This is a genomic window from Rhizobium sp. CC-YZS058, assembly GCF_034720595.1.
Lineage (GTDB): Bacteria > Pseudomonadota > Alphaproteobacteria > Rhizobiales > Rhizobiaceae > Ferranicluibacter.
The window spans coordinates 34,020-46,954 of sequence record NZ_JAYESJ010000001.1 but is presented as its reverse complement, the minus strand read 5'-3'; the positions used below and the strand labels follow the sequence as shown (position 1 = coordinate 46,954).

The 12,935-nt window shown below is 64.4% G+C and carries 12 protein-coding genes; 2 read left to right on the top strand and 10 right to left on the bottom strand.

From position 1 onward, the window contains the following. Nucleotides 1–19 precede the first annotated feature (19 nt). Nucleotides 20–1,249, top strand: a complete 1,230-nt coding sequence (locus tag U8330_RS00225) for an extracellular solute-binding protein (protein ID WP_323103055.1) — start codon at nt 20–22, stop codon at nt 1,247–1,249. Between the two features lie 75 nt (nt 1,250–1,324). Then, nucleotides 1,325–2,458 carry a sn-glycerol-3-phosphate ABC transporter ATP-binding protein UgpC gene (locus tag U8330_RS00220; RefSeq protein ID WP_323103053.1) on the top strand — a complete coding sequence of 378 codons (1,134 nt, stop codon included), beginning with the start codon at nt 1,325–1,327 and terminating at the stop codon, nt 2,456–2,458. A 24-nt stretch (nt 2,459–2,482) separates the two neighbouring features. Here U8330_RS00220 and U8330_RS00215 read toward each other — a convergent pair whose 3' ends face one another. From U8330_RS00215 to U8330_RS00170, 10 genes are all read right to left on the bottom strand, one after another. After that, nucleotides 2,483–3,181 (bottom strand): response regulator transcription factor, encoded by a 699-nt coding sequence (locus tag U8330_RS00215; protein WP_323103052.1) that lies wholly within the window; start codon nt 3,179–3,181, stop codon nt 2,483–2,485. Further along, nucleotides 3,178–5,886, bottom strand: a complete 2,709-nt coding sequence (locus U8330_RS00210) for a sensor histidine kinase KdpD (protein WP_323103051.1) — start codon at nt 5,884–5,886, stop codon at nt 3,178–3,180. Before U8330_RS00210 ends, U8330_RS00215 begins: the two co-directional genes overlap by 4 nt. Nucleotides 5,887–5,943: 57 nt before the next feature. Then, complete coding sequence (gene kdpC, locus U8330_RS00205) at nt 5,944–6,513, bottom strand: potassium-transporting ATPase subunit KdpC (RefSeq protein ID WP_323103049.1); 570 nt, start codon at nt 6,511–6,513, stop codon at nt 5,944–5,946. Nucleotides 6,514–6,524: 11 nt separating this feature from the next. After that, complete coding sequence (gene kdpB / locus U8330_RS00200) at nt 6,525–8,600, bottom strand: potassium-transporting ATPase subunit KdpB (RefSeq protein WP_323103047.1); 2,076 nt, start codon at nt 8,598–8,600, stop codon at nt 6,525–6,527. A 37-nt stretch (nt 8,601–8,637) separates the two neighbouring features. Further along, nucleotides 8,638–8,787, bottom strand: coding sequence for a hypothetical protein (locus U8330_RS00195; protein ID WP_323103046.1), 150 nt, complete (start codon nt 8,785–8,787; stop codon nt 8,638–8,640). A 15-nt stretch (nt 8,788–8,802) separates the two neighbouring features. After that, nucleotides 8,803–10,506, bottom strand: coding sequence for a potassium-transporting ATPase subunit KdpA (kdpA, locus tag U8330_RS00190; RefSeq protein WP_323103045.1), 1,704 nt, complete (start codon nt 10,504–10,506; stop codon nt 8,803–8,805). Between the two features lie 35 nt (nt 10,507–10,541). Continuing rightward, complete coding sequence (gene kdpF, locus U8330_RS00185; protein ID WP_323103044.1) at nt 10,542–10,631, bottom strand: K(+)-transporting ATPase subunit F; 90 nt, start codon at nt 10,629–10,631, stop codon at nt 10,542–10,544. Nucleotides 10,632–11,037: 406 nt separating this feature from the next. Next, on the bottom strand, nt 11,038–11,376 hold the full coding sequence (locus tag U8330_RS00180) for a hypothetical protein (RefSeq protein WP_323103043.1): 339 nt from the start codon (nt 11,374–11,376) through the stop codon (nt 11,038–11,040). Next, entirely contained in the window at nt 11,357–11,881 is a 525-nt protein-coding gene (locus U8330_RS00175; protein WP_323103042.1) for a Panacea domain-containing protein, read from the bottom strand. The genes U8330_RS00180 and U8330_RS00175 overlap by 20 nt, the downstream gene beginning before the upstream one ends. A gap of 146 nt (nt 11,882–12,027) precedes the next feature. After that, nucleotides 12,028–12,909, bottom strand: coding sequence for a dihydrodipicolinate synthase family protein (locus U8330_RS00170; RefSeq protein ID WP_323103041.1), 882 nt, complete (start codon nt 12,907–12,909; stop codon nt 12,028–12,030). Nucleotides 12,910–12,935 lie beyond the last annotated feature (26 nt).

Genomic DNA, 12,935 nt, shown 5'->3' with positions numbered 1-12,935 from the left:
AGAGGACGGGAGTTAAGAGATGACCATCGCCTACAAGACCGGAGTTTTCGCGCTTGCCCTGCTCGGCTCGACCGTGCTCGGCGGGATGACGGCCCAGGCCGCAGACCAGGAGATCAGCTGGATCTATTGCGGCGACAAGATCGACCCGATCCACGAGAAGTACATCAAGGAATGGGAAGGCAAGAATGCCGGCTGGAAGATCGCGCCGGAAGTGGTCGGCTGGGAGCAGTGCCAGGACAAGGCGACCACGCTCGCTGCCGCCGGCACGCCGGTCGGCATGGCCTATGTCGGCTCGCGCACGCTGAAGGAGTTCGCCGAGAACGACCTGATCGTTCCCGTTCCGATGACGGACGAGGAAAAGAAGAGCTATTATCCGAACATCGTCGACACCGTGACCTTCGACGATACGCAGTGGGGCGTGCCGATCGCGTTTTCCACCAAGGCGCTCTACTGGAACAAGGACCTGTTCAAGCAGGCCGGTCTCGATCCCGAAACCCCGCCGAAGACCTGGGCCGAAGAGATCGCCTTTGCCAAGCAGATCAAGGAAAAGACCGGCACCCCCGGCTATGGCCTGCCTGCCAAGACCTTCGACAACACCATGCACCAGTTCATGCACTGGGTGTACACGAACAACGGCAAGGTGATCGACGGCGACAAGATCGTCATGGATAGCCCGGAAGTGCTGGCAGCCCTGCAGGCCTACAAGGATATCACGCCCTATTCCGTCGAAGGCGCCACCGCCTACGAGCAGAACGAAATCCGCGCCATCTTCCTCGACGGCAAGGTCGGCATGATCCAGGCAGGCTCGGGCGCGGCCGCGCGGCTGAAGGAAACCAAGATCAACTGGGGCGTTGCCGCTCTGCCGCTCGGCCCCTCGGCCAAGGGCGAAGGCACGCTGCTCATCACCGACAGCCTGGCGATCTTCAAGGGCACCGGGGTTGAAGACAAGGCGATCGAATTCGCCAAGTACATCACCTCGCCTGAGCCGCAGGGCGAATATGAGCTGCAGGGCGGCGCGGGCCTTACCCCCCTCCGCCCCTCGCCCAAGGTCGATGAATTCGTGAAGGCCGATCCGTCCTGGAAGCCGTTCATCGATGGCATCGCCTTCGGTGGTCCGGAGCCGCTCTTCAAGGATTACAAGGGCTTCCAGAACGTCATGATCGAGATGGTCCAGTCGGTCGTCACCGGCAAGGCCGAGCCGGAGGCTGCGCTGAAGACCGCAGCCGGCGAACTCGAACAGTACAAGTAAGATCGTCGGGCGGCCGCAAAGCCTGCGGCCGCCCCTCTCCTCCAAACGAATGCGGCCGCCCGCGCGGAGACGGAATTGGGACAGCTCTCTCTCAAACAGGTTCGGAAGTCCTATGGCGACTTCGAGGTGCTCAAGGGCGTCGAGCTCTCGGTCGGCAATGGCGAATTCGTCGTCTTCGTCGGTCCGTCGGGCTGTGGCAAATCCACGCTTCTGCGCATGATCGCCGGGCTCGACAGCACCACCGGCGGCGACATCGTCATCGATGGAACGCGCGTCAACGAGCTGCCGCCCGTCAAGCGTGGCATCGCCATGGTCTTCCAGTCCTACGCGCTCTATCCGCATATGAGCGTCTTCGAGAACATCGCGTTTCCGCTCCGCGTGGAAAAGATGGAGGAGGAGAAGCTCAAGGCCAAGGTGGAGCACGCCGCGCGCATTCTCCATCTCGACCAGCGCCTGCAGCAGAAGCCGGGCATGCTCTCCGGCGGCCAGCGCCAGCGTGTGGCGATCGGACGCGCCATCGTGCGCGAGCCGAAGATCTTTCTTTTCGACGAACCGCTGTCGAACCTCGATGCCGCGCTGCGCGCCGATATGCGGATCGAACTCGCCAAGCTGCACCGGCAGCTCAAAGCCACCATGATCTATGTGACGCATGACCAAGTGGAAGCCATGACCATGGCCGACCGCATCGTCGTGCTGAATGCCGGCACGATCGCCCAGGTCGGCCCGCCGCTCGAGCTTTATCACAAGCCCGCCAACCTTTTCGTCGCCGGCTTCATCGGCAATCCGAAGATGAACTTCCTGCCCGTGACCTGCGACGCTGTCAGCGAGGCGGGCGTCGCCGTCTCCTACAAGGGCCGGTCGATCACCGTTCCCGTTGATCCCGCCGGCGTGGAGCCCGGCATGCCCCTGACGCTTGGCATCCGCCCGGAACATATTGAGAGCGGGCCGGGCGATCTCGATCTGACGCTTATGCCGACCGTGATCGAGCGGCTGGGTGCCCAGACCGTCGCCTATGCGTCGCTGGAAGGAAAGGGCGAGGATTTCTGCGCCATGCTGCCCGGCGTCTCCCCGGTGCGGCTGGACCAGCCCATGCCGGTCGGCATCAAGGCGGCGGATTGCCACCTCTTTACGGCCGGCGGCGCAGCGCTCGAGCGCCGCGTGGCGCTGACCGAGATCGACATGAGCCTGCTCAGCCCGACGGCTGCCTGACCCGGCACGGCGGCCGTCGCCGCCTCAAGCCGTCACGTCCTCGGCCAGGCGATAGCCGACGCCCGTCTCGGTCAAAATATAGCGCGGCCGGTCGGGCGATGTCTCGATCTTCTGGCGCAGCTGGCGCACATAGACGCGCAAGTATTGCACGTCGCTGAGCTCGGTCCAGACATGCTCCAGGATATAGCGGTGCGTCAGCACCTTGCCGGCATGCTGGACGAGGATCTGCAGGATCTCGTATTCCTTCGGCGACAGCTTGACCTCCCTTCCCTCGACCTTGACGATCCGTTTGACGAGGTCGACGGAGAGGTCGCCGGTCTGGAAGAGCGGGCGCGTGCCCTGGACCTGCAGCCGATGGCGCAGGGCAACGCGCAGACGTGCCAGCAGCTCGTTCATGCCGAAGGGCTTGGTGACGTAGTCGTCCGCGCCAAGCTCGAGCGCGCGCACGATGCCTGCCTCGTCGGTGCGGCTTGAAAGAATGACGATCGGCACGTCGAGCCCCTCCGCCCGCCAGCGTTCGAGAAGCGTGTGACCGGGCATGTCGGGCAAGCCGAGATCGAGGATGATCAGGTCGGGTTTGTCGGTCTTGACCAGCTCCTGCGCCAGTTTCGCATTCATCGCCTCGCTGACCGCATAATCCTGGGTCGCGAGCCCGACGCGCAAGAGCTTGCGGATCGGCGGCTCGTCCTCGACGATGAGGATGCGAACGGCGGAAGTCGTCATGGCTCGTCTCCGAGAAGCGGTTGCGCCGCGGGCAGCGGCATGCGGATGGTGAAGACCGCGCCCCGCCCTTCCGCCCTGTTGGCGGCGGCGATGGTGCCGCCCATGGCCTCGATGAAGCCGCGGCAGATGGCAAGACCGAGGCCGGTGCCCGCCTGCACCGTATCGGCCTTGCGGACCCTGTAGAAGCTGTCGAAGATCTTTTCGAGATCGTCCGGCGGAATGCCGGGCCCCTCGTCTTCCACCGAGAGCAGCACGGCCTGTCCCTCGCGCCGGCCATGGATCTTGATCGCCGTCTGCGGCGGGGCGTATTTGGCGGCATTGTCGAGAAGATTGAAGAGCACCTGCTCGAACAGCACCGGGTCGAGCCGGACCATCGGCAGGCTGTCGGGCATGTCGAGGATCACGCGGTGGCCGCGCATGATTTGCTTCGCCCGCTGCAGCGCCGTTCCGACAAGATCGCCCGGGTAATGCAGGGCATAATTCGGCTCCATCGCGCCGGCGCCGATCCTGGTCATGTCGAGCAGGTTGGCGATGAAGCGCGAGAGCCGCTCGGATTCCTCGACGATGGTCGTCAGCAGGTCGCCGCGCGCCTCTTCGGGGATCTCGTCCTTCAGGTCGATGAGGGTTCCGGCCGAACCCATGATGGCGGCAAGCGGGGTCTTGAGATCGTGCGAGATCGAGGTGAGCAGCGCGGTGCGCAACCGGTCGGTCTCGGCCGCAAGGCGCGCCCGATCGACATCGGAGACCAGCTCCACCCGTTCGATCGCCAGCGCCGCCTGATCGGCCAGCGCATCGAAGAGCCGCTGCTGGTCGGGAGTGAGGAGCGGGCCCTGGCGGTCATTGTCGAGGCCGATGACCCCAACGGCGCCGCGAGCGGTGCGCAGCGGAAGGTAGAGCCTCTTGGCACCCGGCAGCGTATCGGCGGCGCGGCCGGCCGGGCGATTGTGCTCCCAGGCCCATTTGGCCGCGGCAATATCGGCATCGACCAGCGTATCATCCGGCGGGTAGCCCGCCTTGACGGCGATCGTGCCCTCCTCGGGCAGGAGGATGACGACGCGCAGCTTCAGCATGGAGGCGATCTGGAAGGCAGTGGCCCAGAGCACGTCATCCAGCGTGCCCGTGCCGGCCAGCTTTTTGGAGAAGGAATAGAGATCCTTGGTGGTGCGGGCGCGCTGGCGCGCCGCCACCGCCTGGCGCTGGACCGCAGCGGTGAGATTGGAGGCGATCAGCGCCACGCTCAGGAAGGAGACGAGCGCCACCACGCTTTCCGGATCGCGCACCGTGAAGGTGAAGCGCGGCTCGAGAAAGAAGAAGTTGAAGGCGAGCGCGCCGATGAGCGAGGAGAACAGCGCCGGGCCGAGCCCGCCGCGCACGGCCGAGACGAGAACCGCCATCAGGAACACCAGCGCCAGGTTCTGCACATCGAGCGCGCGGTCGAGGATCGAGCCGGCGCCGATCGCAAGCGCCACCCAGGCCAGGGTTTCGGCATAGGGTCTGAGGCGACGCGGCTCGGAGGCGGCCGCCACCTTGACCCCGCGCTGCGGCGGCTCCGCCTCACGCCCCTCGCCGGAAACGACGTGAACGGCGACATTGCCCGCTTCGCGGACGAGATCGGTGGTCACCGAGCCCTGCAGCATCTGGCGCCAGCGCGGCTTGCCCGGGCGGCCGACCACGATATGGGTCACGTTGTTTTCCGCCGCATAGGCGAGAATATCGCGGGCCGGGTGCAGTCCCGGCAGAACCGCCGTTTCGCCGCCCAGCTGCTCGGCCAGCCGCATGGCGGCCGCCAAGCGATCCTTCTCCTCTTCCGACGCCGCCGAAGAGCGCGGCGTCTCGAGATGCAGCACGGTCCATGGCGCCCGCAGCCTGTCGGCCTGCCGGCGGGCATAGCGCACCAGGCCCGCACCATTCCGGCCATGATCGAGGCAAACCAGCACCCGCTCGCCTGCCGCCCAGGGGCCGGAAATCGCATGGGCCTGCATGTGGTGCAGAAGCTGCTCGTCCACCCGCTGCGCCGTGCGCCGGAGCGCCAGCTCGCGCAGCGCCGTCAGATTGCCTGGGGAGAAATAGTTCTCCACGGCCCGGCGCGCGGTTGCCTCGCGGTAGACCTTGCCGGTGTTCAGCCGCTGGATGAGATCGGCCGGGGTGATGTCGATGATCTCGACCTCGTCCGCCTCGTCGATTACCCGATCCGGCACCGTCTCGCGCACCTGGATGCGGGTGATCTGCGCCACGATATCGTTCAGGCTTTCGACATGCTGGATGTTGAGCGTCGAATAGACGTCGATGCCGCGGGCAAGCAGCTCCTCGACATCCATGTAGCGCTTGGGATGCCGGCTGCCGATCGCATTGCTGTGGGCAAGTTCGTCGACCAGAACGAGACCGGGACGCCGGGCAAGGATGGCATCGAGGTCCATTTCGCCGAGCACCTGCCCGCGATAGTCGATCTGGCGGCGGGCAACGATCTCGAAACCATCGACCAGGGCTTCCGTCTCCGCCCGGCCGTGGGTCTCCACCACGCCGATCACCACGTCCACGCCGTCGCTGCGCCGTGCCCGGCCGGACATCAGCATCTCATAGGTCTTGCCGACGCCGGGTGCTGCGCCGAGGAAGATCTTCAGCCGGCCACGCTCCTCCCGCCGCGCCGCGGCAAGCAGCGCTTCGGGGGAGGGACGGGCAAGGCTGTCGCGAAGGTCATCCGCCATGGGCACGTGTCATCTGGTCCAGATCGGACCGCAAGGGCCTGCGGTCCCGCCTAGCTTTTAGGAGGTTTGTGCATCGAGCGCCATGTTGAGACGCAGGACATTGACCACCGGTTCGCCGAGCACGCCGAGTTCGCGCGGCTCGACATGGGCATCGACCAGCCCGCGGACCACGGCCTCGCCGAGATTGCGGGCCTTGGCAATGCGCGGCACCTGCAGATAGGCGGCCTCCGGCGTGACATGCGGATCGAGCCCGCTTCCCGAGGCAGTGACGAGATCAACTGGGATCGACGCCGCGGTGGGGTCGGTTGCCTTGGCGGCGGCAAGATCGGTCTTTACCCGTTCGATCAGCTTGGCGCTGGTCGGCCCGAGATTGGAGCCCGACGAGGCGGAGGCGTCATAGCCGGCGCCGGCTGCCGAGGGACGGCCGTGGAAATAGCGGTCGCTGGCGAAGGCCTGGCCGATCAGGGCGGAACCGACCACCCTGCCGTCCCGCTCGATCAGGCTGCCATTCGCCTGATGGGGAAGCAGCGCCTGGGCGACGCCGGTCATGGCGGCGGGATAAAGGAGCCCGGTCAAAGCCGTCATGGCGACGATCATGACAAGGGCGGGACGCAATTGTTTCAGCATGGATATTCTCCTTAAGCGAGGCCGAGCGCGGTGATGACGATGTCGATCGCCTTGATGCCGATAAAGGGCACGACGATGCCGCCGAGGCCGTAGATCATGAGATTGCGCGAGAGCAGGGCGCCGGCGCCGACCGCGCGATAGGTCACGCCCTTCAGCGACAGCGGGATCAGCGCGACGATGATCAGAGCGTTGAAGATGATCGCCGAGAGAATGGCACTTTGCGGCGTGGCAAGACCCATGATGTTGAGCACGCCGAGCTGCGGATAGAAGGTCAGGAACATCGCCGGGATGATCGCGAAATATTTGGCGATGTCGTTGGCGATCGAGAAGGTGGTCAGCGCGCCGCGGGTCATCAGGAGCTGCTTGCCGATTTCGACGATCTCGATGAGCTTGGTCGGGTCGCTGTCGAGATCGACCATGTTCCCCGCCTCGCGCGCCGCCACCGTGCCGGTGTTCATCGCCACGCCAACATCGGCCTGGGCAAGCGCCGGGGCATCGTTCGTGCCGTCGCCGCACATGGCGACCAGCTTGCCCTTGGCCTGTTCCTCGCGGATCAGCGACAGCTTGTTCTCCGGCGTTGCCTGGGCGAGGAAGTCGTCGACGCCCGCTTCCGCAGCGATGGCCGCTGCCGTCATCGGATTGTCCCCGGTGATCATGACGGTGCGGATCCCCATGCGGCGCAGCTCGGCAAAGCGCTCGCGGATGCCACCCTTGACGATATCCTTGAGCTGCACGACGCCGAGCAGCCGGCCGTCCCGCGCAACGGCAAGCGGGGTGCCGCCGGATTTGGCGATCTCGTCGGCGATCGCCTGAAGCTCCCGCGCGGCCTCCGCCTGGGTCTCCGCACTCCCGGCCGGCGGCAGCGTGCCACCGCGCACATAGGTGAGCACCGCCTCGACGGCCCCCTTCCGGATCTCGGTGCCTTCCAGATCGACGCCGCTCATGCGGGTCTGGGCGGTAAACGGCACGAAGGCCGCGTTGAGCCCGGCCATGTCGCGGCCGCGCAGCGCATATTTCTCCTTGGCGAGCACGACGATCGAACGGCCTTCCGGCGTTTCATCGGCGAGCGACGCCAGCTGGGCCGCATCGGCGAGATCCTGCTCGGTCACGCCGCGCACCGGCCGGAAGGCGGTTGCCTGGCGGTTGCCGAGCGTGATCGTCCCGGTCTTGTCGAGAAGCAGCGTATCGACGTCGCCCGCGGCCTCGACCGCCCGGCCGGACATGGCCAGCACGTTGAAGCGGACGAGACGGTCCATGCCGGCAATGCCGATGGCCGAAAGCAGCGCGCCGATGGTGGTCGGGATCAGCGTAACGAAGAGCGCGACGAGAACGATGATCGGGATCGAGCCGCCGGCATAGGCCGCGAAGCTCGGAATGGTCGCCGTCGCGAGCACGAAGATCAGCGTCATGCCGGCGAGCAGGATGTTGAGCGCGATCTCGTTCGGCGTCTTCTGGCGCTCCGCGCCTTCGACGAGCGAGATCATGCGGTCGATGAAGGTGGAGCCGGCAGCGGCAGTGATGCGCACGCGAATCCAGTCGGACAAGACCTGCGTGCCGCCGGTGACGGCCGAGCGGTCACCGCCGGATTCGCGGATCACGGGGGCGGATTCGCCGGTGATCGCCGCTTCGTTGACCGAGGCGACGCCTTCGATCACCTCGCCATCGGAAGGGATGATATCGCCGGCCTCGACCAGGACGAGATCTCCCACCTTCAGGCTCGTTCCCGGCACGGGACGATAGGCCGTGCGATCCTCGCCGGTCAGGAGCTTGGCGCTCGTTTCCGTCCGGGCCTTGCGCAACGAGTCCGCCTGCGCCTTGCCGCGGCCTTCCGCCACCGCTTCGGCGAAATTGGCAAAGAGCACGGTGAACCAAAGCCAGAGATTGATCTGAAAGGAGAAGCCGAGATCGGCACCGCCCGTTGCGAGATCGCGCAGGAAGAGGACCGTGGTCAGTACCGAGACGGTGGCAACGACGAACATGACGGGGTTTTTGGCAAGCGTGCGCGGATCGAGCTTGCGAAAGGCGGCGAACAGCGCCGGCACAAGAATGTGACGGTCGAGGATATTGGTGGTTTTTGCCTGGCTCATGAGAGGTTCCAGCCTGTGAGTGGCGACCGGTCTGCGGTCAGCCATTGAAGATGTTTGCGAGGCCCACGAGGGCGCTGACGCCGAGCAGCGAGGCGAGCAGCAGGGTGGAGGCCCGCCACCAAGGCGGCGGGCTGTCCGATGATCTCTGCAGCCGGCGCCCGGGGCGTCGGGGAAAGAGCGGGAGCATGGTGGTGTGCATCCCTTAGAAGGTTTGCCCGGCCAGCATCGCCAGATGTTCCACCACGGGGCCGAGCGCCAGCGAGGGCAGGAAGGTCAGGCCGCCGACGATGACGATGGTGCCGACGAGCAGGCCGACGAAGAGCGGACCATCCGTCGGGAAGGTGCCGGCCGAGGCGGGAACCGTCTTCTTGGACACAAGCGAGCCTGCAATGGCGAGGGCCGGGATGATGACCAGGAAGCGCCCCATCAGCATGCCGAGGCCAAGCGTGATGTTGAACCAGGGCGTGTTGGCCGAGAGCCCGCCGAAAGCCGAGCCGTTGTTGGCGGCTGCGGAGGTATAGGCGTAGAGGATCTCCGAGAAGCCGTGCGGGCCGGCGGTGCCGATCGACGCTACCGCCGAAGGCAGGATGGCCGCCACCGCGGTGAAGAGCAGCATGGCGAGCGGCAGGCAGAGAATGGCCAGCACGGCCATCTTCATTTCCTTCGCCTCGATCTTCTTTCCCAGATATTCGGGCGTACGGCCGACCATGAGGCCTGCGACGAAGATGGCGATGACGATGAAGAGAACGATGCCGTAGAACCCGGCGCCCACACCGCCGACAATCACTTCGCCGAGTTGCATGTTGATGAGCGGGATCAGGCCGCCCAGCGCCGTGAACGAGCCATGCATGGCATTGACCGCGCCGCAGGAGGCGGCGGTGGTGATCACCGAGAACAGCGCCGAGAGAGCGATGCCGAAGCGGACCTCCTTGCCTTCCATATTGCCGCCTGTCAGGCCAAGGCCGTTCAGCAGCGGGTTGCCGGCCGCTTCCGCCCAATAGACGACGGCGACGCCGACGAGGAACAGAACGCCCATGGCCGAAAGAATCGCCCAGCCCTGCCGCTCGTTGCCGACCATGCGGCCGAAGACATGCGTAAAGGCGGCGCCGATCGCGAAGATCGACAGCATCTGCAGCATGTTGGAGATGGCATCCGGGTTTTCGAACGGATGGGCGGAATTGGCGTTGAAGAAGCCGCCGCCATTGGTGCCGAGCATCTTGATGGCAAGCTGCGAGGCGACTGGGCCGACGGCAATCGTCTGCTCAGCCCCTTCGAGCGTCGTGGCGCTGACCGCGGGGCCGAAGGTCTGCGGAACGCCCAGCGCCACATAGGCAAGCGTCAGCAGGATGCAGAGCGGCAGCAGGATATAAAGGGTCGCCCGGGTCATATCGACCCAGAAATTGCCGATCGCCTTGGCGGATGCGCGGGAGAAGGCGCGGATGAGGGCGATGGCGATGGCCATGCCGGTGGCGGCGGAGACGAAATTCTGCACCGCGAGGCCCGCCATCTGCGAGAGGTAGGACATGGTCGCCTCGCCGCCATAGCTCTGCCAATTGGTGTTGGTGACGAAGCTGACGGCCGTGTTGAAGGCAAGCTCCGGGCCGACTGCGGGAAGCCCGGCCGGATTGAGCGGCAGCATGTCCTGCAGGCGAAGCAGGCCATAAAGCAGCAGCACGCCCATGAGATTGAAGAGGAGCAGCGAGACGGCATAGGCCGTCCAATGCTGCTCCTCCCGCTCATGCGTGCCGGCCACGGCGTAGAGGCCGCGCTCGACGGGCGAAAGAAGGGGCGAAAGCAGCGTGCGCTCGCCGGAGAAGACCCGCGTCATATAGGCGCCGAGCGGTTTGACGAGCAGCAGCAGCAGCCCGCAGAACAGAAGGATCTGAAGCCATCCAAAGACGGTCATGGGACATGGACTTTCAAGCAGCCCGACGCAGCGCGTCAGAAGCGTTCGGGACGAAGAAGGGCATAGGTGAGATAGACGGCGAGGAAGAGGGTCACGCCGCCGCTGAGCAGATAGTCAAACAGCATGGCAGCGCCCTCACAGCCCGTCGCAGGCGCGCGTATAGGCGAGGCACAGGCCGAAGAAGCCAATGGCCACGGCAAGCAGAACGAGATCGAACATCACTCCGGACTCCAGCAGGGATCGCGACAGCGGACGGTGCAGCTCTCAAGGCAGGGCACCGGTCTGTCCTTGCAAACGGAGACCATCATCAGCCTCCGCCCCTTGATATGCAGCTGGAGCGCATAGGGATTCGAGACGGAGCAACGAGCGACGTTATAGGAATCTTATAGGAATTTCGGAAAGCGGCGCGCAGCGAACATGTCATCGAGATCCTTGATCAACGATGCTGACGAGGATCGATCGACCCCTATTCGATCGATTCGCTTTTGAACGTCTCCACCAGACGATGCCGCCAGACCATAAGACCTCCTGTCAACAACCAGAAGACAATGGCAAGTCACAAGCATGTGGGCCGAGCATAGGTGAAAAAGTACGCCGCCTCTTTCGGCAGATCAGGCGTAAGGAGCGAATCTTTGTATATATCGAGCCAGAAAGCGAAAAACCGGATCCGAGCGAACCGGTCGCTGTCGCCGTCAGGTTGGCTAGACCGATCTGTTGAAGTTCACTTTCAGTGACGACGAAGCATTTGAAGCGTCGTCGGGAATAGATCGGCTCCAAGGTCGCGCCGGCCACGCCCTCCTTCCACGCAACACCTGCGCTGAGATCGGCCGCGCTGGTCTCCTTGAGTTTATCAAGAAGCCCTTCGGACATGGATCTCGTTGGCCGCGGTCAGATACCCTTCGATCTTGTCAACGAAATGCGATTTGATATCGGCATCATTGAGTGTGACGCCGAGAACGTTCTCCCGATAGACATTGCTCCAGGGAGAGCCTGCCTCATGCGTTTTCTCTCTTAGCTGCCAGCCTGTGAAGCGCTTGTAGGCGGCCCATACGCGGTCGAGAACGAGGCGTGTCACCTCGTCATCTTCACGGATCTGCGGCGCAAACGTCTCAAGCGTCTCCAGATCGAGATCATAGGCGCGGCGATTGATCCCGCTCGAGCCGAACTCCTTGAACTCATGGTAGATCGAGGGAATGACAGGTCCATGCTGCCATGCCTCGATCGGCTCGTCGAAAAGCTTGTCACCGACGAGAGCCAAATTCCATCCATAGGCGATATAAACGAGCTTGATCAGCTTGAGCGGCGACACGCGAACGCCTTCACGCTCAGCCCTTTCAAGAAAATAGTTGGCGATGTGCTGTGGCGTATAGGCCATCTCCCATAAACCCTTTGGCTATCTCCAGTGTCGTCGCTCAACGCTGAAATGATCGACCACTAAAATAGGAGAGTTTTGTCTAACGGGAAAGGGAAATTCTCTGCGATGTCGCGCGTTCACCCTGCCGGACCGGAAGCCACTCGCCTCTACGCCAATTCATAACGCGCCAAAATCTCCGCGATCTGCCTGTCCTGTTCGGGATCGGGCAGGAGGGCGGGTTGGCGGCTGGCGCCGACGGAGGGGTCGGTGAGGTAGAGGGCGCGCTTGACGAGCGCCGGCGGGAAGCCCAGGCCGTAGAGATCGGTGCGGAAGCGGGTGAAGATCTCCTGCTGACGCTCGGCCTCGGCCATGTCGCCGGCATTGTAGGCGGCGAGGATTCCCGAGAGAACCTTCGGCATGGCGTTGCCGAGGCCGGAAATGCAGCCGGCAGCTCCGTTCTGCAGCGACCAGAGCACCAGATGATCCGGGCCGGAATAGACTTCGAAGCCCGGCACGCGGGCGGAGATCGCCAGATAGGCCTCCAGCGTCTCCTTGGCGCCGCCGGAATCCTTGATCCCCGCAATATTGCCGTGGGCGGAAAGACGCTCGGCGGTTGCCGGCTCGATATGGTTCTGGGTTCGGGCCGGGATGTCGTAGAGATAGATCGGTGTCGAGACGGCATCGGCCACCGTCGAGAAATGGCGAACGAGGCCCTCCTGCGTGCAGGCGATGAAGAAGGGCGTGATGACGGCTATGCCGGTGACGCCGATCCGGTCGAATTCCCGCGCGAGTTTCAGCGTCTCGAAGGTGGCGGGCATGCCGGCATTGACGATGACATCGACGCGGCCGCCGACCTCGTCGACCACCTCCTCGGTCAGCCGCACCTTTTCATCATGAGTGAGCGCCGAGAAATCGCCATTGGTGCCGGCGCACATGATGTTGTTGCCGGCCTCGACCTGGCGGCGCACTTGGGCGCGCGTCGCGGCGAAATTGATCGTCTCGTCCTCGTTGAAGCAGGTGACGAGCGCCACGAAGGCCTTCTTGGACATGAAAACTCCTGTTGCTGATGCGCCCG